At 38.1% G+C, this 24,611-nt stretch carries 17 protein-coding genes; 14 read left to right on the top strand and 3 right to left on the bottom strand.

Annotated features, from left to right (window positions below):
- Positions 1-559: 559 nt before the first annotated feature.
- The 5 genes from ACPDHL_RS07755 (at position 560) to ACPDHL_RS07735 (ending at position 6,786) form a co-directional block, all read left to right on the top strand.
- The gene (locus tag ACPDHL_RS07755) at positions 560-1,486 is read left to right on the top strand and encodes a PfkB family carbohydrate kinase (RefSeq protein ID WP_430532205.1); all 927 of its coding nucleotides are present in this window, start codon (positions 560-562) and stop codon (positions 1,484-1,486) included.
- A 64-nt stretch (positions 1,487-1,550) separates the two neighbouring features.
- The gene (locus ACPDHL_RS07750) at positions 1,551-3,449 is read left to right on the top strand and encodes an amidophosphoribosyltransferase (RefSeq protein ID WP_430532204.1); all 1,899 of its coding nucleotides are present in this window, start codon (positions 1,551-1,553) and stop codon (positions 3,447-3,449) included.
- A gap of 498 nt (positions 3,450-3,947) precedes the next feature.
- The gene (locus ACPDHL_RS07745) at positions 3,948-4,904 is read left to right on the top strand and encodes an AAA family ATPase (RefSeq protein ID WP_430532203.1); all 957 of its coding nucleotides are present in this window, start codon (positions 3,948-3,950) and stop codon (positions 4,902-4,904) included.
- 11 nt (positions 4,905-4,915) lie between these two features.
- A complete protein-coding gene (locus tag ACPDHL_RS07740) occupies positions 4,916-5,761 on the top strand; it encodes a hypothetical protein (protein WP_430532202.1) in 846 nt (281 codons plus the stop codon).
- Entirely contained in the window at positions 5,758-6,786 is a 1,029-nt protein-coding gene (locus ACPDHL_RS07735) for a S8 family serine peptidase (RefSeq protein ID WP_430532207.1), read from the top strand. The genes ACPDHL_RS07740 and ACPDHL_RS07735 overlap by 4 nt, the downstream gene beginning before the upstream one ends.
- 4 nt (positions 6,787-6,790) lie before the next feature.
- Here the strand turns inward: ACPDHL_RS07735 and ACPDHL_RS07730 are convergent, their stop codons facing one another.
- Both ACPDHL_RS07730 and ACPDHL_RS07725 read right to left on the bottom strand, forming a co-directional pair.
- The gene (locus tag ACPDHL_RS07730; protein WP_430532201.1) at positions 6,791-8,191 is read right to left on the bottom strand and encodes an SLC13 family permease; all 1,401 of its coding nucleotides are present in this window, start codon (positions 8,189-8,191) and stop codon (positions 6,791-6,793) included.
- 177 nt (positions 8,192-8,368) lie between these two features.
- Entirely contained in the window at positions 8,369-8,974 is a 606-nt protein-coding gene (locus tag ACPDHL_RS07725) for a superoxide dismutase (RefSeq protein WP_430532200.1), read from the bottom strand.
- Between the two features lie 103 nt (positions 8,975-9,077).
- Here ACPDHL_RS07725 and ACPDHL_RS07720 point away from each other — a divergent pair, with 103 nt between their 5' ends.
- From ACPDHL_RS07720 to ACPDHL_RS07705, 4 genes are all read left to right on the top strand, one after another.
- Positions 9,078-12,230, top strand: coding sequence for a UvrD-helicase domain-containing protein (locus tag ACPDHL_RS07720; protein WP_430532199.1), 3,153 nt, complete (start codon positions 9,078-9,080; stop codon positions 12,228-12,230).
- A gap of 32 nt (positions 12,231-12,262) precedes the next feature.
- Positions 12,263-13,456: a glycine C-acetyltransferase gene (gene kbl, locus ACPDHL_RS07715; protein WP_430532198.1), complete on the top strand. Its 1,194-nt coding sequence runs from the start codon at positions 12,263-12,265 to the stop codon at positions 13,454-13,456.
- A gap of 109 nt (positions 13,457-13,565) precedes the next feature.
- Complete coding sequence (locus ACPDHL_RS07710; protein WP_430532197.1) at positions 13,566-14,957, top strand: OmpA family protein; 1,392 nt, start codon at positions 13,566-13,568, stop codon at positions 14,955-14,957.
- 74 nt (positions 14,958-15,031) lie between these two features.
- Positions 15,032-17,791 carry a PD-(D/E)XK nuclease family protein gene (locus ACPDHL_RS07705; RefSeq protein WP_430532196.1) on the top strand — a complete coding sequence of 920 codons (2,760 nt, stop codon included), beginning with the start codon at positions 15,032-15,034 and terminating at the stop codon, positions 17,789-17,791.
- 39 nt (positions 17,792-17,830) lie between these two features.
- Here ACPDHL_RS07705 and ACPDHL_RS07700 read toward each other — a convergent pair whose 3' ends face one another.
- On the bottom strand, positions 17,831-18,616 hold the full coding sequence (locus ACPDHL_RS07700; protein WP_430532195.1) for an alpha/beta fold hydrolase: 786 nt from the start codon (positions 18,614-18,616) through the stop codon (positions 17,831-17,833).
- Between the two features lie 158 nt (positions 18,617-18,774).
- On the opposite strand from ACPDHL_RS07700, the gene ACPDHL_RS07695 reads away from it, so the two are divergent.
- From ACPDHL_RS07695 to ACPDHL_RS07675, 5 genes are all read left to right on the top strand, one after another.
- A complete protein-coding gene (locus ACPDHL_RS07695) occupies positions 18,775-19,629 on the top strand; it encodes a ChaN family lipoprotein (protein WP_430532194.1) in 855 nt (284 codons plus the stop codon).
- Positions 19,630-19,811: 182 nt separating this feature from the next.
- A complete protein-coding gene (locus tag ACPDHL_RS07690; protein ID WP_430532193.1) occupies positions 19,812-20,639 on the top strand; it encodes a succinate dehydrogenase cytochrome b subunit in 828 nt (275 codons plus the stop codon).
- Positions 20,640-20,656: 17 nt separating this feature from the next.
- Complete coding sequence (locus ACPDHL_RS07685; protein WP_430532192.1) at positions 20,657-22,657, top strand: fumarate reductase/succinate dehydrogenase flavoprotein subunit; 2,001 nt, start codon at positions 20,657-20,659, stop codon at positions 22,655-22,657.
- Between the two features lie 51 nt (positions 22,658-22,708).
- The gene (locus ACPDHL_RS07680; RefSeq protein ID WP_430532191.1) at positions 22,709-23,449 is read left to right on the top strand and encodes a succinate dehydrogenase/fumarate reductase iron-sulfur subunit; all 741 of its coding nucleotides are present in this window, start codon (positions 22,709-22,711) and stop codon (positions 23,447-23,449) included.
- 272 nt (positions 23,450-23,721) lie between these two features.
- A complete protein-coding gene (locus tag ACPDHL_RS07675) occupies positions 23,722-24,507 on the top strand; it encodes a hypothetical protein (RefSeq protein WP_430532190.1) in 786 nt (261 codons plus the stop codon).
- The last annotated feature ends 104 nt before the right edge of the window (positions 24,508-24,611 follow it).

Genomic DNA, 24,611 nt, shown 5'->3' with positions numbered 1-24,611 from the left:
TAAATCAGTGTTAAAGCCTGTAACATTAGGTCGTTAGTGTGCTTATTTGGTTCATTGTTTTGAGATTTAACAATTCGAAAAAAATGGGGAAATGCGTTTTTTTTAAATAAATGTAATTTGTTTAAAAAAGAGTAAACGATATGATAACAAGGCTGTTTTGGAATTGGCATATGGAGGCCTCTTTTGATTATTCACTGATCATTCTTCGACCTTCCTTCGACTTTCCTTCGACTTTCCTTTGGTTGAGGGGGCTTTTGTCGAAGGATTGTTGAGGGAGACTTGGAGCATGCTAGGGGAAACTACTTACAAAAGATAAGGAAATACAAAGGATAGGGTCAGGTAGGTAGTAGAAAACTAGGAGGGCGTTGCTCACTGAAGGCAGGATATGTGCTTCACAACTAGAAAAATAGGTTAGTTTTCGCTTCTTGTATATAAGAATAAATGGGAAGACTTGATGTGTAAGGTGTTGACTATAAGTTAATTTTAGAATAAAGAAGATTAATTTTTGGTCTAAAAACAGGAATGCTATATATTTGCATCTTATTTCTTTTCCAAAAATATGAACAAGTTATTGATCGTCGGAACGATGGCGTTTGACAATATAGAAACACCATTCGGGAAAACGGACAACGTATTAGGAGGTGCTGCTACATATATAGGATTGTCTGCCTCTCATTTTGAGGTAGAATCAGCCATAGTCTCTGTAGTAGGGGATGATTTTCCTAAAGAGTATTTAGCCTTACTACAAAGTAAGAAAATAGATACAACAGGCGTAGAGGTGGTTCAAGGAGGTAAAACCTTCTTCTGGAGTGGTAGATACCACAATGACCTAAATGCGAGAGATACCTTAGATACACAATTAAATGTATTAGCGGATTTTAAACCTGTGGTTCCTGAAAATTTCAAGAAGGCTGATGTGGTGATGCTAGGTAATTTACATCCTGCTATTCAGCAATCCGTTTTGGCACAATTAGAACAAAAACCAAAATTAGTCGTTTTAGATACGATGAATTTCTGGATGAATTGCGCCTTAGATGAATTGAAAGAAGTGTTGAAGCAAGTTGATGTAATTACGATCAACGATGAAGAGGCCCGTCAGTTGTCTGGAGAATACTCTCTAGTGAAAGCTGCGGAAGTGATTCATCAGATGGGACCTGAATACGTTGTAATTAAGAAAGGAGAACACGGAGCGCTGTTGTTTGCAGGAAAAGATGTTTTCTTTGCTCCAGCTTTACCTTTAAAAGAAGTATTCGATCCAACAGGAGCTGGTGATACATTTGCTGGAGGGTTTGTGGGCTATTTGACAGAAAGAGGTAGTATTTCTTTTCAATGTATGAAAAACGCCATTATTTTTGGTTCTAATTTAGCTTCCTTCTGTGTAGAAGAATTCGGAACACAGCGTATGGAACAGCTAGAAGAAGAAGAAATGAAAAAAAGATTAATGCAATTTAAAATGTTAACACAGTTCGACATTGAACTCAAATAAACATGCAACATACTAAGCCTCGTCGTGGGGCTTTTTTTAATGATAACACACAACACAACACACTATGAGCGACGCACTACAACACGAATGTGGAATTGCTTTTTTACGATTAAAAAAGCCGTTATCCTATTATAAAGAAAAATACGGCAGTACGTTCTTCCCCATTCAGAAGATGTACTTGTTGTTGGAAAAACAACACAATAGAGGGCAAGATGGAGCTGGGATGGCGAGTATTAAACTCGATATGGAACCTGGTGAACGCTATATTAGTCGTGTGCGTTCAAATAAAGCACAGCCTATTCAGGATATTTTTGCTCAAATCAACGGGCGTATCAATGCAGAAATGGAGGCACATCCAGAATATGCAGATAATGCCGAATTGCAAAAGCAACATATTCCGTATTTAGGGGAAGTGTTTTTAGGACATGTGCGTTATGGAACATTTGGAAAAAACAGCATTGAGAGTGTTCATCCTTTTTTGCGTCAAAACAACTGGATGCACCGTAATTTAATTGTGGCTGGAAACTTCAACTTAACGAATGTTAGAGAATTATTCGAAGATTTAGTTCGCTTAGGGCAGCATCCAAAAGAAATGTCAGATACCATTACAGTAATGGAAAAGATCGGTCATTTCTTGGATGATGAAATCGACGATTTATATCACCAAATTAAACAAGAGGGCTTTTCTAAAAAAGCGGCTTCGCCAATAATTGGCGAGCGTTTGGACATTGCGCGTATCTTGAGAAGAGCATCGAAAAATTGGGATGGTGGTTTTACCATGGCAGGTATGTTAGGACACGGAGATGCCTTTGTATTTCGCGATCCTGCGGGAATTCGCCCAGCATTTTACTATGAAAACGATGAACTTGTCGTGGTAGCTAGTGAGCGTCCAGTGATTCAAACGGCTTTGAATGTTCCTTTTGAAGATATTAAAGAACTTACCCCTGGACAAGCGATTATCGTGAAAAAAGATGCAAGTGTGCATTTTGAGCAAATCTTAGAACCACTGCCTTTAAAAGCGTGTTCGTTTGAGCGCGTATATTTCTCAAGAGGTAATGATGCAGATATTTACCAAGAACGCAAAGATTTGGGGAAATTTATTTTTCCGCAAGTGTTAGACGTGATTGAAAATGATACGGATAATTCCGTATTTTCTTATATCCCCAATACCTCAGAAACTTCTTTCTTTGGTATGATTGAAGGCGCACAAGACTTTTTGAACCAACGCAAGATTTCCGATATCTTGAAGAACAAAGAAGCCTTAACGGAGGAAAAATTACAAGAGATCTTATCGGTTAAATTACGCACAGAAAAAATCGCAATTAAAGATGCGAAACTGCGTACGTTTATTACCGATGACAGTAGTCGTGATGATCTTGTAGCTCACGTGTATGACGTGACGTACGGAGTGATTAAACCGACAGATAATTTGGTTATCATTGACGATAGTATCGTTCGTGGAACAACGTTGAAGAAGAGCATTATCCGCATGTTGGATCGTTTAAATCCGAAGCGCATTGTGGTTGTTTCGGCAGCGCCTCAGGTGCGTTACCCCGATTGCTACGGAATCGACATGGCAAAATTAGAAGGGTTAATTGCCTTTCAAGCGGTTATCGAGATGCTAAAAGAACGCAAGATGTATCACATTGTAGAAGAAGTGTACCAAAAATCAAAAGCACAAGTAGGGCTGAAAGATGAAGAGGTTGTCAACTACGTAAAAGAGATTTATGCTCCTTTTACAGACGAAGAAGTTTCAGCTAAGATTGCTCAAATGGTAACTGAAGAGGGAACTAAATCAGAAATCAAAATTGTTTTCCAATCGATTGAAAACTTACACAAAGCTTGTCCAAAGAACCTTGGAGACTGGTACTTCACGGGAGACTATCCGACAAAAGGAGGAAATCGCGTGGTCAACCGCGCCTTCATCAACTACTACGAAGGTAGAGACGAGAAGCCGTATTAATAGAATAAATGTTTAGATATTGAAAAGCACTGATCGAGAGATTGGTGCTTTTTTTTGGGGTGTAAAGTTGTTGTTGTTTAAGTGCTTTTAATTAACAAACCTGCAGGGTAATGAAATTACCTTTTTGTATTAATAGTAAAATGTTTATTAATCGCAGTATAAGCGATATGTTTTCTTTTTCTTACTTGTTTTTTTAAACTATTAGTTTCAAATGTTGCACAACAACGGAGTACATAGCTGTAAAATGGGGAAGCCTACAGAATTTAATTAATGTAATAGAGTTAGATAAGGGTGTTTTATTAGAAAAGGGAAAAATAATGAAGGAGGAATAATATGAGTTCATGTATGGTGTTAGAACTATTTCAGATTATGATTTTTGTACACTAGAAATAATACTCTTCAATCCATCAGCTCATCAAACAAAACCGTAAAACAGGTACAATTGTTGATGTGATTTCGCTATCTTTAAGTTTCAAGAATAAATTGTAATTTTGCACCATGGCAACAGCAGAGCAAATAAAATCCTTATTAGAATCGCATTACAAAAATGATAATGAACGATTTACATCCATTGCACTTCAGGTGGCAGCACATGAAGCGCGCAAGGGAAGTATGGTCGTCGCTAAGGAAATCAAGGCCTTAGTGGATCGATCACAAAAGGACGCTTTTAATGTAATCCGGTTGGAGCCTAACCTCAGTGACTTAGTGCTGGTTTTTTATCCAGAGACCCAGTTCAATGAATTAGTGCTAGGAGAGGAAGTAGTGACGAAGTTAACTCGCATTGTGCGGGAGTATCAAGAGCGAGATAAGATTAGAAAACACGGACTAAAACATCGCAGTAAAATTTTGCTGTCTGGACGACCTGGAACTGGAAAAACGGCAACCGCTTCGGTCATTGCTGGAGAACTAAAATTACCCTTGTATGTCGTGATGATGGATAAACTCATGACGAAATACATGGGAGAAACAGCATCCAAACTACGCCTAATCTTTGATATGATGGTATCCAAACGCGGGGTATATCTCTTTGATGAATTTGATGCTTTAGGCGCTGAAAGAGGACGAGATAATGAAGTAGGTGAAATGAGAAGGGTCTTAAATGCCTTCTTGCAATTCTTAGAACAAGATGAATCAGAAAGCCTCATTTTTGGTGCTACCAATAATTTAAAAATATTAGATTCTGCCCTTTTCAGACGCTTTGATGATATTATTCATTACGATATTCCCAATGCAAAAGAAATAGAAGATTTACTTCAGTTGAAATTACATGGTTTTCTAGGAGACTATAGTCTAAAGCCAATAATCGAAGAAGCCAAAGGACTAAGTCATGCAGAAATTACCAATGCATGTAATGATGCGGTAAAAGAAATTATCTTGGATAATAAAACCATCGTTTCTCAAAAATTACTCTTGCAAATGATTAAAGATCGAAAGCAGACCTATCACCTCTTATAATGTAATGGCGTATGTCACAAAGTTTCAAACCGCATTTGTTTGTACAGCATGTCAAAGAATCTCAGGGATACACTAAACCAAAAATGGGTTTTAGTGGACTTCCACTTCCAGAAAAGGACAAGGAAAAACAAGGCAATCTCGTTTTAACTAGTTTACAAGAACTATGGGCAAGATTTGAGGAGGAAAAGGAATATACGACTCGACATGATATTCCAATGAGGAAAGGGGAATACATCACAGTTAAGGGAGAGCAAGGGCAAAGCTTAGAAGTAGATTCCTTAAGTAGTCATGGAGGTGCTTTTCTAAACATAAAAAAAGAAAAGGAGATAGAAGAGGCTACAATTTTTATTCCATTTGAAAAGAAAGAGGCCTTACTCAAAAAGGTTAGCCAGTATCTAACTGAATTTACGTCATCTGGAAATCCAAAACACCAAAAACTTATTGACAAAATAGCTTTAGTTCATCGCGCTTCAGTAGAAGATTTGTGGACGGGAGATTTAATGCTCTTACCTCAAGAAGAGATGCAATGGTGTGAGCTTTGGTTTGCGCTAAATGAAGAAAGCTTTACGGATGCTGTATTTCATCAAATTAAAGAACGATGTGATTATTTCAATATAGTATACAGTACGGTAAGACAGTTTTTTCCTGAACGAACAATCGTTGCCATTCAAGCGAATGGAGTACAACTAGAGCATTTTTTTAATTCCTGTGATCATATTGCGGAAATAAGAAGAGCGGAAGAACTCAATCGCTTTTGGACACAAGAACTCAATACACTAGATCGAGAAGAGTATATCGAAGATTTAACCCAACGAATAACATATACGGATTCAAATAATGTAGTAACAATACCATAGCTCAAGTATATGAATTATCGCCCTTTAGTACCACCTCTGCAAGCTGGGAGGGTAATTGGCCCATAAAACCAGAAGTCGTTTTTGAAGGAGGGAATGTGATTAGGCAAGAGCATAGCATCGATAGAGATGATGAATTAGAATTGTTAACGCTATCATTTTTGCCAAGAATGAATCAGTTTCGGACATTTAATGCAACAAGTGCGGCAACTGCTTTAGCGTCTAATTTTCTGGCACAAGTAAAAACACAATATCCTGAGGCTTGGCCAGAAACATTACGAGGACTTATGATCCATGCTGCTGATTGGTCAGAACAGATGATTAGACAGTTTGAAACAGATTTAAATGCTGTAAAAAGTAAACAAGAGTTGTTGAGAATTTTCGGATATGGTATACCTGATTTTAAAAAAGCAATACAATGTGGTTCCGATTACCTGACATTAATTGCGGAAGAGACGATTCAACCTTATAGAATTGAAGAGGGACGTGTTAAAACAAATGAAATCCACTATTATGAATTGCCCTGGCCAGTAGAAGTTTTGGCTAGTTTAGGCGAAACGATGGTTAAAGTAAAGGTAACCTTATCCTATTTTATAGAACCTAATCCTGGTGAAAAGGGGGATACAACATCCTATGCGTATCAATCGAGTGCGTTAGAATTTAAGTTAATCCATCCTACGGAAAGCTTTGATAACTTTAAAGCAAGATTGAATGAGGAATACCAAAGAACGGAAGAGGATGTTGCAAGATATAGTGATTCAAGATGGTTTTATGGATCCTTGTTTAAGGGGTCTATACACAGTAATTATATAGAAGGAATGGCGATTGAGATTGCCCAATGCAATAAACTAGCTGTTTTTCCAAAAGCCTCAGGTTGGTGGAAGAATTTAAAAGCTAAAAACAGGTATAATGATACCATGCGTTACGCTTTAATTATCTCAATCGAAACACCCGAATTAGAAACAGATATTTATACGCCTGTTCAGTTCCAAATTGAAAGTCAAATCAGACAAGCGATTATTACTTAATCCCTTACCCCAACCAAAAAAAGTAAGCCACCACAGCGATAATTACCGCACAAAATATATTGAGGATAAATCCTGCTTTCATCATTTCCTTTTGTTGAATGTCACCAGTGCCAAATACAATAGCATTCGGAGGTGTGGCCACTGGAAGCATAAAGGCACAAGAAGCACCGAGTCCGATAATCATAGACAATCCCAGTGGATGCATACCTAGTTCCTGAGAGATGGAGAAGAAAATAGGTACTAATAGTGCAGCACTAGCGGTATTGGAGGTGAATTCCGTTAAGAATACAATAAAAAAGGCGACGATTAGGCTGATAATAAAAAACGAACTATCGTGAATCACAGAAACCAATAAATCGGCCATCACCTTGCTAGCTCCTGATTCTTTAAGTACCATACTCAGTGTTAATCCCCCACCAAAAAGAAGTAAAACGCCCCAATCGACATTGTGTTGTAATTCTTTCCAACGAGAAACTTGACTAATACAAATCAAAATAAAAGCGCCTAAAGCGATAAAGGTATCGAAGTTCTTGAAGCTGCCTTCAAATCCGACCAAAGCCGCGAATAGGGGATTGATTTGGTTACTTAAAATCCAACAGATAGCCGTCATTAAGAAGATGCCAAGGGTAATCCAACGGTCTGTATTCATGGGAATGTTTTCCATTTGATGTTCAAATCGCAGGTTGAGTTTGGGCTTGAAAACAAAATAGATGACAGCAATCATTAAAGGGAGTAGTATGATAACCATAGGAAAACCCATTTTCAGCCATTCCGCAAAGGAAATATTGAGTTGAGAGGCAACAATGGCATTGGGCGGACTTCCAACTATGGTTCCCATACCGCCAATACTGGCGCTATAAGCAATTCCCAACAACACAAATACATAAGTATTTCGGTAATGTGATTTATCTAATTGACTCAATATTCCTGTAACTAAGGGCAGCATCATGGCTACGGTAGCTGTATTGCTAATCCACATGGATAGAATGGCTGTAGCGAGAAAGAGATAAAGAATGGCATAAGAGAGCCTTCCTTTTGCGAGATACATAATCTTACTAGCGATGATCAAATCAAGTTTTTGCACGTGTAAAGCTCCTGCGAGTACAAAACCGCCTAAGAATAGAAAGATGTTCGGATCTGCAAAAGAAACAAGGGCGGGTTGAACATCTGTTAGTCCCAATCCAATCGCGAGAACGGGAACAAAAACAGCGGTAGTTGTTACGTGCAATGCTTCTGTTAACCATAAGACAGCAACAAAGGCAAGCAGGGCAAGACCTTTATTTACTTGAGGTTCATAGGGTAAAAAATGAATCAAGCTAAAGAGCATCAGGATGTTTAAACCAATAATGAGGTAGTTTCGTTTTGATTTGTGTCTTTTGCTTTCGGGTTCGAAGTCTAGTTGCATGTCTTCAAAAGGTTAGGTGTAATAGGAAGGGAAATTACAAAAAAATAGGGGAAGTAGGTAGGGGAAAGAAGTATAACATTAGAAGTAAAACGAGTGAATAGTTCTAGTTTCAAATAAAAAAGGGAAATATCGATGATACTTCCCTTTTTACTATGTAAAGAGTGAACTCTTTATGTCTTATTTAGCTGCTGCATATCGCTTAGCAACTTCAGCCCAGTTAATTACGCTGAAGAAAGCGGCAATATAGTCAGGGCGTCTGTTTTGGTAGTTTAAGTAGTATGCATGTTCCCAAACGTCCATTCCTAAGATTGGCGTTCCACCACAAGCAACACCTGGCATAAGCGGGTTATCTTGGTTTGGTGTACCACATACTTCTAATTTACCGTCTTTTACGCATAACCATGCCCAACCTGAACCGAATTGCGTAGCACCTGCTTTTGCAAAAGCTTCTTTGAAGTTTGCAAATGAACCAAAATCCTTAGCGATTGCATCTGCTAATTCTCCTGTTGGCTCACCACCACCATTCGGGCTCATTACCGTCCAGAATAAGTTGTGGTTATAGAAACCTCCACCATTGTTGCGAACTGCACCATTTGACATATCAAGGTTTGTTAAAATCTCCTCGATTGTTTTTCCTTCTAATGCTGTACCAGCGATAGCTGCATTTAAGTTCGTTGTATAAGCATTGTGGTGTTTCGTATGGTGGATTTCCATTGTACGAGCATCAATATGTGGTTCTAATGCGTCATACGCATAAGGTAATTGTGGTAATTCGAAAGCCATAATTCGTATTATTTAAAGATTAGTGTTATTTTTATTCAAATTTAGGGATTTTCTGTGGAATATAAAAGATCTTAGGGGTTAATATAAGTTAAGGTATAATTTGATGGTTAGAGAGGAAAGGGCTTCATTTTCAGTGTATAACGCTTCTGCGGGTTCAGGAAAAACACATACATTAGTAAAAGAATATTTGAAAATTGTCTTAGAGGATCGATCCGATGATGCGTATCGAAAAATTTTGGCAATTACCTTTACGAATAAAGCAGTAGCGGAGATGAAAAATAGAATTCTCTCCTGCTTGTATGCATTTGCTCAAAAAGAAACGGAGAAGAGATTTCAGCCCATGTTGGAGCAAATTGTCCAAGAAACAGGATTGAAAGAAGGGGTGATTAAGGAAAAATCTGCGCGTATTATGAAGCATATTATTCACAATTACGCGGCTTTTGACATTTCCACGATTGATAAATTTACCCATAAAGTCATTCGTTCTTTTGCTTTTGATTTGAATTTACCCATGAGCTTTGAAGTGTCATTGGATTCGGATGAATTGCTACAGGAAGCGGTTGACTCTGTTATCGCAAAAGCGGGTACAGATCAAGCGTTGACCAAAGTGTTGATTGATTTTTCGATCGACAAGGCAGACAACGACAAAAGCTGGGATATTACTCGAGAATTGAAAGAAATGGGCGCCTTGTTGCTGAATGAAAATAACCGAGAGGAGATTGCCTTATTTGATCAGAAAACCCTACAGGATTTTATGGGAACGCGTGATTATTTGCGCCAAAAGATTGAAGAATTAACCGTAGAAACCCAACAAAGAGGACAGGCTATCTGGGATCTATTGATTGACAAAGGAGTGGATATGAAATCCTTTTCAAGGGGAACATTTCCCAATCACCTTTTGGCAATTATCAACAATACCGATAAAAGTACCCAGCGAAAATACGTCGAATTTGACGAAATTGCCATCCTCAAAGCAGCCAAAGATCGCGATACCATCGAGGCACTTCTACCAGAAGTGCTCAAGCAATTGGCAGTTGTCTATCAAGTATTGGCTAAACGCTTGTTTTATCAAGCTTTTTTAAAGAATATTACGCCTTTATCGCTGCTGAATATTTTGGGTATTGAGATGCAAAATATACAGGAAGAAAAAAATATGTTGTCGATTAGTCAGTTTAATGCGATTATTCACAACGAAATTCAACACCAACCCGCACCTTTTATTTACGAAAGATTAGGTGAACGTTACCGTCATTTTTTCATTGATGAGTTTCAGGATACTTCCGTCATGCAATGGGATAACTTAGTGCCTTTGATTGACAATGCGCTAGCAGGGGAAGATTTTGGCGTAAAGGGAAGCCTAATGTTGGTGGGAGATCCTAAACAATCTATTTACCGTTGGCGCGGTGGAAAAGCAGAACAATTTATTGCCTTGAGTAAAGACGACAATCCCTTTTCGAATCCAGATAAGGAAGTGGTGGTATTGGGAAAAAATTACCGCAGTTATGCTGAGGTGATCCACTTCAACAATAGCTTCTTCAAAGAAATCGCTAGTTTTTTTACCCAAGAGGATTACAAGCACATTTACGAAAATCAAAGCCACCAAGAGACCAATAGTAAAGAAGGTGGTTATGTCAAGGTACAGTTTTTAGACGAAAGTTTGATTGACAAGGAAAATGAAGTAGATAAAGAACGCCTGTATTTAGAGGCAACTTTGGCTACGATCAACAAGTGTAAAACGCAGGGGTTTTCATATAGCGATATTGTTGTGTTAACGCGCAAACGCGCCCATGGTATTGCGTTAGCCAATTATTTAACGGAACAGGAAATTCCCATTCTCTCTTCAGATTCACTGTTGATTAGCCATGCTACAGAAGTACGTCTGATTATGGATGTGTTGCGCTATATCCGCAACAAAGAAGACAAAGAGTCGAAATCACTCCTGTTGTACTATATCGCAAATAAAAGAAAGCAAGAAGCGGTTCACGACTTTATTGAAGAAGGTTTGCGTCATACATCTGATGCAAGTTTGGAAGAGTGGTTAGGGACGAAGGATATTGATATCTCCTTTGATCAATGTCGAAAGAAATCGCTGTATGAAGCGGTTGAGATTATCGTTCGCGCATTTTTTCCGGCACAAGCAACAAGTTCTTATGTGCTCTACTTTATGGATATTGTATTAGAACGCACCATCAAGAATCAATATGGCATTGGCGATTTTATCTTGTATTGGGAAGAGAACAACCACAAATTTAGCATTCCTACACCCGAAGGAAAGAATGCCGTTCAGCTGATGACGATCCACAAATCGAAAGGGTTGGAATTTCCCGTTGTTATTTTTCCATTTGCAGAAGAGGATTACGACCGATCCAATCGCGATAAATTATGGGTAGAGTTTGACGAAGATGACACGGGGATCGAATTGCCCAAAGCCTTGGTAGATGCAAAGAGAGAAGTGAAAGAATACGGTGTACTTGCAGAAGAATTATACGCCCAAAAAGAACAGGAAGAGCTTTTGGATAACATCAATGTGTTGTATGTAGCGTTAACGCGTGCAGAAGAGCAATTGCATATTATTACAACATGCGATATGAAAGCAGATGGCGCATATAAAAACAATATGTCTCGTTTTTTTATTCACTATTTACGTGCGCAAGGAGTGTATGAGGAGGAGGTAGAAGTATATGAATTTGGTCAACCCCAACGCCTGTCTGTACCAAGTGAAGCTCCTTTGGGACAAAATAAGTTGATTCACAGTGTGGAAACCCTGTTTAATTTTAATGATATCAAAATTGCTGAGCGCGAAGCCTTGATGTGGGATACCCAAGTGGGAGAGGCGATTGCTTATGGGAATATTACCCACCGAATTATGTCGTTTATTCAGACAGATCAGGATGTCGATGCAGCGATTGAGCGTGCATTAGAAGAGGGGCTCATTGTAGAAAGTGAAAAAGATAACTTCAAAGGAGCGATCGAAAAAATTATCAGCCATCCCGATTTACAGGTCTTCTTCACTGGAGGAGTAGTATATAATGAGCGAATGATTATCGGTAAAAGCCAACATAACCTCATTCCCGATCGGGTGGTGATCAAAGAGCAACAGGCCTATTTGTTGGATTATAAAACGGGAAAGCCAGAAGAAAAGTACATCAAACAGTTGGAGAAATACGAAAACTCCTTAGTTGCGATGGGCTATGTCGTGGTTAAAAAAGTTATTTTATATATGGGAGAGGATGACTTAAATATAATACATTTGTAAAAGAGTATAGTTAACGCTTAAAAAGAGTAAGTATGTACGGAAAAATTAAAGACCATTTACAACAAGAGTTGAAGTCGATTGAAGACAATGGTTTATTTAAAAAAGAGAGAATTATTACTTCGCCACAAGGAGCAGAGATTACAGTTTCTACAGGAGAAAAAGTATTGAATTTTTGTGCGAATAACTATTTAGGACTATCCTCACATCCAGAGGTAGTACAGGCGGCAAAAGACACACTAGATACCCATGGGTTTGGTATGTCCTCTGTGCGTTTTATCTGTGGAACACAAGATATCCACAAACAATTAGAAGCTACGATTGCTAATTTCTATGACACAGAGGATACTATTTTATACGCAGCGGCATTTGACGCTAATGGAGGAGTTTTTGAACCTTTATTAGGAGCAGAAGACGCTATTATTTCTGATAGCTTAAACCACGCTTCTATTATTGATGGGGTTCGCTTGTGTAAGGCAGCGCGTTACCGTTATGAAAATAACGATATGGCTGATTTAGAGCAACAGTTGATCAAAGCAAATGAAGCGGGACATCGCTTTAAAATTATCGTAACAGATGGGGTGTTCTCCATGGATGGTTTGGTAGCGCCTTTGGATAAAATCTGTGATTTAGCGGATAAATACGATGCCTTAGTGATGGTAGATGAATGTCATGCGGCAGGATTTATCGGAGCAACGGGAAAAGGAACGCTTGAAGCGAAAAAAGTTATGGGTCGTGTAGATATCATTACAGGAACCTTAGGAAAAGCATTAGGTGGTGCTATGGGGGGATATACAACGGGTAAAAAAGAGATTATTGAGTTGTTGAGACAACGTTCTCGTCCGTATTTATTCTCCAATTCACTAGCTCCTATGATTGTAGGTGCTTCATTGAAAGTGTTTGAGTTGTTGCAGAAAGACACAAAATTACGCGATCAATTGGAGTGGAATACCAATTATTTCAAAGCTGGAATGAAAAAAGCTGGATTTGATTTCATTGATGGGGATTCGGCTATTGTACCGGTTATGTTGTATGATGCGAAGCTGTCTCAAGAGATGGCAGACCGCCTATTACAGCATGGTGTTTATGTGATTGGATTCTTCTATCCTGTTGTGCCTCAAGGGAAAGCGAGAATTAGAGTGCAGTTGTCTGCTGCGCATACGCAAGCACACCTAGATCATGCGATTCAAGCCTTTACAACAGTAGGTAAGGAATTAAACGTGATTTAACTATTAACTTTTTTTAGTAAATAACAATAATTGTTAAGAATAAAATTTGTTAACTAGACATATAATTGTATTTTTGTTTTAACATTACAATAAATAGAAAAATAAAGTTATGAAACATCTCAACAAATTAATTGCAGCGGCAATACTATGTGCGGGTCTTTCGACTCAAGCGCAAGATGCTGACCACCCGTGGGCTGTAACTATTGGTGCGAATGCCGTAAACACTAAGGTTAGTTCAGCTAAAGGGTTTTCACACAGAATGGGAGGTTATTTCCAAACGTCAGATTGGAATATTTTACCTTCAGTTTCTTACCTAAACGTATCAAGATACTTAGGTGATGGATTTTCATTAGGTGTTGTCGGATCAGTGAATAAAATTGAAAAATTCATCGATACTGAGGCTACAGGATACAATAAGTTCAACCCTGGTGATTTATCTTACTACGGGATTGATGCAGAAGTTAAGTATAGCTTCAAAGAAATGTTGAAAGCAAAAGTTATTGACCCATTCGTATTAGTTGGAGGGGGATATACTTTTATGGGAGATGCAAGTACAGGAACTGTTAATGGAGGTTTAGGATTAAACATCTGGTTCACTGAAAACATTGCATTAACATTCCAATCAACGTATAAACATTCATTTGACGATACAAGAACGCCAGATATTGATGTGGCAAGCCACATGCAACACTTCGCTGGTGTTCGTTTCCAATTTGGTGGAAAAGATACAGATGGAGATGGAATCTTAGATAAATACGATGAGTGTCCAGATGTTCCAGGTTTACCAGAATTCAACGGATGTCCTGATACAGACGGTGATGGTATTCCAGATCATTTAGATGAGTGTCCAGACGTTCCAGGTTTACCAGAATTCAACGGATGTCCTGATACAGACGGAGACGGTATTCCAGATCATTTAGATGAGTGTCCAGATGTTCCAGGTTTACCAGAATTCAACGGATGTCCTGATACAGACGGTGATGGTGTGCCAGATCATTTAGATGAGTGTCCAGAAGTTCCTGGTCCAAAAGAAAATAAAGGTTGTCCTTGGCCAGATAGAGATGGAGACGGAGTGCCTGATCATTTAGACGATTGTCCAGATGTTCCTGGTCCAGCTTCAAACAGAGGATGTCCTGAAATCAAAGAAGAGCAAGTGAAACAACTTAATGAGTATGGAAAAACAATTTTATTCCACACTGGTAAGTTCACATTCCAAGATGCTTCTTACGCTGTGTTAGATAACATCGTGAAAATTATGAAAGAATTCCCTACTGCTAAATTCCACATCGCTGGATACACTGATAGTACAGGATCTGACAAAATTAACGTGCCATTATCGGATAACAGAGCAAACGCAGTTAAAGTTTACTTGATCGAGAAAGGTGTTGACGCGAACAGATTAACTTCAAAAGGTTATGGTTCTGAAAACCCAATCGCTTCAAACAAAACTGTTAAAGGACGTGAGTTAAACAGACGTGTTGAAATTCAATTACAAAAATAATTGAACGAAATATAATCACAAGATAGAAAAGGGCTTCGAGTATTCGAAGCCCTTTTTTTAGTACCTTTAGTCACATGAGTCAACAGCGTTTTTTATATCGATTAAGTGAAGAAATAAAGCGGAATTTTCCCTCTTCTATGCATGATTTGGTTGTGGTATTGCCCAATAAAAGAGCAAAGGTCTTTTTGCTTGAACAACTGAAACAGTTTTACGATCAAAGTGTCTTTGCTCCTAGTATTATCAGTGTCGAAGAGTTGGTGCAAGATATTGCTCAGCTTCGCGGTATTGATTCAATTGAGCTTTTATTTGAGTTTTATCACGTCTATAAAAATCAAGTAGGGGAGCAAGCGGAGGACTTTGATTACTTTGTAAACTGGGCACGCATGTTGTTGCAGGATTTTAATGAAGTCGATCGTTACTTATTAAATCCAACGCATGTCTTTAGTTATTTAAAAGACATTGAAGATATTAACCATTGGGCAGTTAATGTTGATCAACAGACGGATTTGATTAAAAATTATCTTCAGTTCTGGGAGCAAATACCACTGTATTATACAGCGCTTTACGAATATTTAAAAAGCAAAAAGATTGGTTATCAAGGAATGATCTACCGAGAGGCTGTTGCGGGACATCAGGATTTTTTGAAAACCAAAGACAATCAGTATTATTTTGCGGGATTCAATGCGTTAAACGCGGCTGAGGAAGTTATTATTCAGCACTTCCTAGTCGAAGGTCGAGCCCGTGTTTTTTGGGATATTGATGCGGTATTTTTACATGATCCTTATCACGATGCTGGTTTGTTTTTGAGAAGAATCAAAAAACAGTGGCCTTACTATGAAAATCATCCTTTTGAATGGATTACCACTCATTTTTCGGAGGAAAAAAATATCGAAATTATTCAAACCCCTAAGAGTGTTGGGCAAGCTAAGATTGTTGGCGGCGTGATTGAGCAAGCCTTGGCAAAGGGAACTGCTTTGGATCAAATTGCCGTTGTCTTGGGCGATGAAAATTTACTTCAACCTGTCTTGTATGGGTTACCTCATACTGTAAGTAGTTTGAATATTACTATGGGATACAGTGGAAATAGCAGTCCTGTACAGTTGTTTTTAAACAAAGTATTCAAGATGCATTTGGCTGCGGTACGACGTGGTGGAAAGCAGTATGTATTTTACTATAGAGATGTACTGGAAGTATTGACGAGTCCTGTTATGGAAGGCCTATTTGCTGTTGATACCGTCGTTTCGGAGATTCAGAAAAAAAACCTAACTTTTTTCTCTTTTGATCGATTTGAATCGTGGATAGAAGGAAGTGATACGGAAGAAAAAAGGCTTGTTTTCGATGCGTGGAGTGATAAAGATCCAGCGGCTATTTTAAAGGGATTGATTGCTTTGATTATTCTAGTCAAAAATAGATTAGCGGTGGATAGCCAGCAAAATCGTCTGATGAAAACGTTTTTGTTTACCACTTACAATCTGCTTAATCGCTTGTTGTCGTATTGTGAAAAATATCCATTTATCCACTCGATCGAATTGCTTCATGTTTTATACAAACAGATCATGGATATGAGTGAGGTTTCTTTTGAAGGAGATCCTTTAGAAGGCCTGCAAATCATGGGGATTTTAGAAAGTAGGGTGTTGGATTTTGATACGGTGATTGTCACTTCTGTCAATGAGGGAAAATTTCCTTCAGGCAAAACGCAGCAGTCCTTTATTCCCTATGATGTAAAAAGAGAATTAGGTTTGCCTACCTACAAAGAAAAAGATGCGATTTATAGCTTTCACTTCTATCATCTGCTTTTGCGCGCCAAGCAGGTGTATTTGATTTACAACTCCCAGGCAGAAGGAATAGATGCTGGAGAGAAGAGTCGCTTTTTAGCTCAACTTGAAATGGAGAAACAAGCTGCTCATCACTTGACTAATGTGACCTATTCCGCTTATTTGCCAGACAAGGCTTATGCGCCTATTTCAATTGGAAAATCGGAGGAGTTGATGGAAAAGTTGAAGGAAATTGCTACAGTAAAAGGATTTTCGCCTTCAGCTTTAACGGCCTATTTGCGAAATCCCCTACAGTTTTATGTACAACAAGTTTTGCGCATTCGCGAAGTAGAGGAGGTAGAAGAAAGTGTAGCCTTGAATACTTTGGGTACCATTATTCACAATGCTTTAGAAAATCTGTACCAGCCTTATGTTGGTCAAGTCTTGGATGTTGGAATGATTAAAGCCATCCAACAAGTGGCAGATGAAGAAGTTCAGAAACAATTTGAAGAAATTTACAACAGTGACAAGGAGAAGATGGGAAAGAACCTCTTGGCATTTGAGGTAGCGAAGCGCAATGTTTATCACTTTTTAAGAGAAGAATTAAGCGGGTTAGAACAAGGCGATCAGGTCGAGTTATTGGCGTTGGAAACGAGGCTAGAACACGTGTTGGAAGATAGTCGTTTGCCCTATCCGATTAAATTGTTTGGTTTTGTTGATCGCATTGAAAGTAGAAATGGCACCATCCGTGTAATTGATTATAAATCTGGAAAAGTGGAGGCAAATCAGGTCAAACTTTCCCAATGGGAAGGATTGACGACTCACTTAAAGAATGACAAGATCATCCAATTGCTGTGCTATGCCTTGATGTATGCGGATCAAAAGAACTTAGAAACGCTAGAAGCAGGGATATATTCGTTCAAAAATCGCCGAGAAGGCTTTTTGTTTTTCGGTGTACGCGAAGGTAGAACGGTCGATCACGCCATCACGCCATCAGTTTTAACTGCTTTTCGGGATGAATTGATCGAATTGATCTTACTTATTTTAGATCCAGAGACCCCCTTTGTTGAAACAATATAAAAAAAGCGAGAAGTAAATTCTCGCTTTTTGTTTTATTCATTAGCCTTTGACCTGTTCTGTTAGGAGTTGTAGTAAGGCTTCTTTTTGTTCGATATGGAGCATATGTCCACCTGCTAAGGTTGAGACAGTTGCGTTTGTGCCGATGGCTTGTTCTTGTGTTTCTTCATAAGGCATGACAGGATCCTCTTGCCCTAAGATAAAAGAAATCGCATAGGGAGCAAAGTGGAGGAGGACTTCTCTGTCAATCCTCGTTTTCATTCCTTCCAATGCGGCGATTACGCCTTGAGTGGGTGTTTTTAAAGCTTCTTCTCTTGCGTGATCGATGGCTTGTTGATGCAGTGGTCTGATGTGATCTGCAAAGAGGTTGTTGATGGCCATATTGATAAAAAGCGGCGCATTTTTTTTAATTAGGTCAATAGCGCGATTTCTATTTTCAATGCGTTCAGGACTATCTGCTCGTGCTGTTGAGTTAATCAAGATGATCTTTTTTACCAAATCAGGATATAGTTCTGCAAAGGCAAGCGAGACATATCCTCCCATAGAATGACCAATCAGTGTTACTTTTTTTAGCTTGAGCTGCGTAATTACTGCAAAAATGGCATCTGCCATGTCTTCCATGGAATGAATGTAACCAAGGCAACCTGTTTCACCATGGCCCAATAAGTCAAAGCTAATGACGCGATACTTTGAAGAAAAGTGATCCATGTAGTCTGTCCACATTTTGGCATTTTCTAAAAAGCCATGTAAAAAGATCAAGGTAGTTCCCTTGCCGCTGTCATAGTAATTGACTGGAATGTTTTTATATATCAGCGATTTCTGTACCATTATTTGTGTTTTGTTGAGCAGGCAAAAGTACAGGATGCAAAAGGAATAAAAAACTTTCTTCTAGTTAAATCCTCATTTAAGGTATTGGTTTTCTATTTTTATTTATTCTAAATTATTGAAATAGAAGTATCTTTGAAGCAGATAAAAACACAGATAACATGAAATATATTTACAGCGTATTATTCGCTTTGTTAGTAGGGACCGTTTTTGCGGGAGAAGGACAGCCGTATCAAATTTACAATGCGAAAGGGAAGAAGGTAACGTATAAACAAATGATTAAGCAGTTGGCAAAATCCGATGTTGTATTATTTGGCGAATACCACAATAACTCATTAGGGCATTGGTTGCAGCTAAAAGTAACCGAAAGTTTGGGAGAAAATCAGGCGCTAGTTTTAGGAGCGGAAATGTTTGAGGCGGATAATCAGGAAGGATTAACGGCTTATGTAACAGGAAAAACCCAAGAGGAAGAGTTTTTGCAAGCCGTTCGTTTGTGGAACAATTACAAAGGCGATTACCGACCGTTGGTGGAATATGCCAAGGCAAAGCGCTTTCCTTTTGTAGCTACTAATGTACCGCGTCGTTATGCAAGTTTGTTATTTAAAGGGGGGATGGAAGCGTTAGATACGTTAAAAGTAGAAGAAAAAGCGTGGATTGCTCCGTTGCCTTTTCCTTATGATCCTGAATTGCCAAGTTATAAAGAGATGTTGACCATGTTTGAAGCAGAGCATGTAAATGAGAATTTACCTAAAGCACAAGCGATTAAAGATGCGACCATGGCACATTTTATTCAAGCCAACATGGAACAAGATAAATTGTTTGTACACTACAACGGATCCTACCACAGCAATAAGTATGAGGGGATTTATTGGTACTTAAATCACTATGCGCCCCAGCTTAAAGTAGCAACAATTACGATGGTAGAGGGCGATAATGTAGCAGATTTCGAAAAACTCAATCTTGGTTTGGCTGACTTTATTCTTGTTATCGATGCGAATATTTTAAAGTCGTTTTAGAATGTTATAGAAAAATATACTATTTAGTCTTAAATCTAGTTGAGCAATAATTTTTTTTTAAAGAAAATAATGTGAAAAACTTTGTTTATATTGAGTATAAATAGATGTGCGCACATTGTGGATAACGTTAATTAGGTGTATTTTTGAGAGATTTTTTCAAGAAAAACAATTAAAATTACATTATGGCAAAATCTGCACTTTTAAAGTCATCCATTGCAAAGAAATATTGGATGTCTCTTACAGGGTTATTTTTATGCTTGTTTTTAGTTGGTCACTTGGTAGGGAATCTTCAGTTGATTTTTGGGGATGCGTCAAAATTCAATGAGTATGCCTTATTCATGACAACTAATCCAGCTGTAAAAGTATTATCTTACGTAACGTATATCTCAATCCTTTTCCATGCGATTGATGGTATAGTTCTAACGATTCAAAACAAAAAAGCTCGTCCGATTGGATACGCGAAGAACAACGCTAGTGCAAACAGCAAGTGGGCTTCTCGTAACATGGCGATATTGGGAACTTTATTGTTAGTTTTTATCGTAACACACATGGTAAATTTCTGGGCGAAAATGCACTTTTCGACTATGCCATTGCAAACGATGGAAGTTAAGATTGAAGGTCAAGAAGAGCCTGTATTTATTTACAAAACAGTTCAAGAGCAACCGATCGATGTAAGAGCAGTTGAAATGGGACAGTTAGAAATCAAAGGAACTTCATTTTACCAAAAAGGGACAGATTTAAAACTTGCGGATGGTTATAAAGATTTACATAAAATTACAATTGAGTTTTTCCAAGATCCTTCTACAGGATTGATTAGCACAATTTTATATGTAATCGCAATGATTGTTCTTGGATTCCATTTATCTCATGGTTTTGCAAGTGCATTCCAATCTTTAGGGATAAATAATCCAAAGTATAACTGTTTGATTAAAGGCATTGGCTACTTATTTGCCTATTTAGTTCCTGCTTTATTCGCAATCATTCCATTATACATTCACTTTATTAAATAGTCCTAAAGAAATTGATTATGAAATTAGATTCAAAGATACCTCAAGGACCAATCGATAAGAAATGGTCTGATTATAAAAACCACATTAAATTAGTGAATCCGGCGAATAAACGTAACATTGATGTTATCGTTGTAGGTACGGGATTAGCTGGTGGATCTGCTGCTGCTACTTTAGCAGAGCTAGGTTATAATGTAAAAGCCTTTTGTTATCAAGATTCTCCTCGTCGTGCGCACTCAATTGCAGCACAAGGAGGGATTAACGCGGCAAAAAACTATCAAGGTGACGGTGACTCAATCTACAGATTATTCTATGATACTGTAAAAGGGGGAGATTACCGTGCACGTGAAGCAAACGTTCACCGTTTGTCTGAAGTTTCAGCTAATATTATTGACCAATGTGTGGCTCAAGGGGTACCATTGGCACGTGAGTACGGTGGTTTATTAGACAACCGTTCTTTTGGAGGAACACAAGTTTCTCGTACGTTCTACGCGAAAGGACAAACAGGGCAACAGTTATTGTTAGGAGCATACTCTGCAATGAACCGTCAGATTGGTCGTGGTAAGATCAAAATGTACAACCGTCATGAAATGCTAGATTTAGTTTTAGTTGATGGAAAAGCAAGAGGAATTATTGCTCGAAACTTAATTAATGGGGAGATTGAGCGTCATTCAGGACACGCTGTAGTAATTGCTACAGGTGGATATGGAAACGTATTCTTCTTATCTACGAATGCAATGGGATCAAACGTAACTGCTGCTTGGAAAGCACACAAACGTGGAGCCTTCTTTGCAAACCCTTGTTTTACACAAATTCACCCAACTTGTATCCCTGTTACAGGAGACCACCAATCAAAATTAACGTTGATGTCAGAGTCTTTGCGTAATGACGGACGTATTTGGGTACCTAAAAACATGGAAGATGCTGTTGCAATTAGAGAAGGTCGTTTAAAACCAACCCAAATTGCAGAAGAAAATAGAGATTACTACTTAGAAAGAAGATATCCATCATTCGGAAACTTAGTACCACGTGACGTTGCGTCTCGTGCTGCAAAAGAAAGATGTGATGCTGGATATGGTGTTAACGCAACTGGAGAAGCTGTTTACTTAGACTTTGCTTCTGCTATTGAGCGTTACGGTAAAGAACAAGCGCGTATTCAACATTTAGATGAAAACGATGCAAAGTTAGTTTACAAATTAGGTAGAGACGTTGTAGAGAATAAATACGGAAACTTATTCCAGATGTATGAGAAAATCGTTGACGAGGATCCATACACAACACCAATGATGATTTACCCAGCCGTTCACTATACTATGGGAGGTGTTTGGGTTGATTACAACTTAATGTCTACGATTGAGGGATGTTATGTAATTGGTGAAGCAAACTTCTCAGATCACGGAGCAAACCGTTTAGGAGCTTCTGCTTTGATGCAAGGATTAGCCGATGGATACTTCGTATTGCCTTATACAATCGGGGATTACTTAGCTGATGATATTCGTACAGGTACGATCCCTACTACTTTACCAGAATTCGACGCTGCGGAGAAAAATGTACAAGATATGATCGATCACTTAATGAATAATAAAGGATCGCATTCAGTAGATTATTTCCACAAGAAATTAGGTAAAATCATGTGGGATAAAGTAGGTATGGCGCGTAATGCGCAAGGTCTAAATGAGGCAATGGATGAAATTGCAACATTGAGAGAAGAATTCTACAAAGACGTGAAAGTATCTGGAACTGCAGATAGCTTTAACCAAGAGTTAGAAAAAGCACTAAGAGTTGCTGACTTCTTAGAGTTAGGTGAATTATTCGCAAAAGATGCTTTACACCGTGAAGAATCTTGTGGAGGACACTTCCGCGAGGAACACCAAACAGAAGAAGGAGAAGCACAACGTGATGATGAGAACTTTGCTTATGCTGCTGCATGGGAGTACAAAGGAAATCCTAGAGACGCTGTTCTACACAAAGAAGACTTGGTGTATGAAAATATTAAGTTGGTAACTCGTAGTTATAAATAATATTGAGGTATTGATTCTTGAATCATATCTTGTTGTAAAAATTCGATGCAGATGAATCTTACATTAAAAATATGGCGTCAAAAAAACGCTAAAGAACAAGGAAAAATTGTTGAATATAAAATTAACGATGTTTCTCCTGATATGTCTTTCTTAGAAATGCTTGATGTGTTAAACAATGAGCTTATCGAGAAAGGGGATGATCCCGTAGCATTTGACCACGACTGTCGTGAAGGTATTTGTGGAATGTGTTCGTTATTTATTAATGGACAAGCACACGGACCAGATAGAGGGGTTACTACTTGTCAGTTACACATGAGAAAGTTCAAAAATGGTGATACAATCTATATTGAGCCATTTAGAGCAAAAGCTTTCCCTGTAATTAAGGATTTAGTAGTAGACCGTACCGCTTTTGATAAAATTCAACATGCTGGAGGATTTATTTCGGTAAATACTTCAGGAAATACACAAGACGCTAACGCTATTCCAATTCCTAAGCACGATGCTGACCGTTCATTTGATGCAGCAACTTGTATCGGATGTGGAGCTTGTGTTGCAACGTGTAAAAACTCATCAGCTATGTTATTCGTTTCAGCTAAAGTTTCTCAGTTTGCTTTGTTGCCACAAGGTAAAGTTGAAGCGACAGACCGCGTGATGAATATGGTCGCTGAGATGGACGCTTTGGGCTTCGGTAACTGTACAAATACAGGTGCTTGTGAGGTTGAATGTCCAAAAGGTATTTCATTAGAGAATATTGCTCGTATGAATAGAGAATACCTTAAAGCTGCATTATAGTAGATTTTAATATTTTTTTGAAAAAGGAAAAAGCAGAACCATGAGTTCTGCTTTTTTTATGTACGTGTTTTTAACCTCTGGTTTTCCTCAGTTTGCTGTAAAAAGAATAGGTGATACTAGCTTGAAAAGCTGAATGTAAAAAAACGATTGATAAAGTGTGCGTGAAATAAGGAAAATATGGTTTAATTTTTTATGTTTTGAGGTAATAAAAATTTTAAAATTAAAATCTATTAACATACATTTGGTTTTTATTAACAAAAGTTTAAAAGCAAATGAAAACCTTACTACTAACAATGATCGTGCTGTGTATTTCCTTTGTATCTTACGGACAACTCGGATTCGCAGGTACAGATGTAAATTATGGAAAAACGGTTCTTACATTCAAAAATGGTTCAAAAGAAACAGGAAAAATTAGAGAGAAGTTCACCGTTTTCGGTTCTCAATATACCGATCCTTACGAGTTTAAGTTTAAGAGCGAGGGGGCAAAAGACTATCGTCCTGTTTCATCTAGAGATGTAGTTTCAGTCGAAGTTTTCGATAAAAAGGATGAAAAATTGTCTACGGTATATTATCCTGTTCGCGTAAGAAAGTTTGATAAAAAATACGAGTTTTCAGATAAGTATTTTATTGATTTCTTTCCGTTGAACTCGTATAAAGATGTTCCGTATGCCCAACTGTTGTTTTTAGATAATGGGAAATTAATTTTTACTCATTTTTATTTTCCCGTAGCAAAAACCGATTACTTCTTCTTTTTCCATGCCGCTTATCGCAGAACCGATCGCGAGACTGCCAGACATATGATGCTAATGGATAAGGATTGCAAGGCTTTCCATGATTATTTGCAAGAAAACTATATTGATTCAAAAAACTATAAAGTAGAGTATAAACAAGCACTGGCTGATTTTAAAGCAACCAAGAAAGAGTATATTGCTAAAAGAATGGCCAATGGATCTCCGAAGCGATGGGCTAAAATCGAATATAAAAGCGAAGTAGATTTCGTGTTCTTTAAACAAATATTAGCGAAGTACAGCGAGCTTTGCACCCATGAAAATCATTAAAAATAGAGGAGGAGAAACGATCGTTTCTCCTTTTTTGGTTTGTACTTTCAGGATAAACAAGGGTTGATTTCGTGCGTAATGGAAAATAGCATCCCAATAATATT

The sequence above is a fragment of the Myroides sp. C15-4 genome (assembly GCF_050522745.1).
Taxonomy (GTDB): domain Bacteria; phylum Bacteroidota; class Bacteroidia; order Flavobacteriales; family Flavobacteriaceae; genus Flavobacterium.
This window is presented reverse-complemented; position numbering and strand designations above follow the sequence as displayed.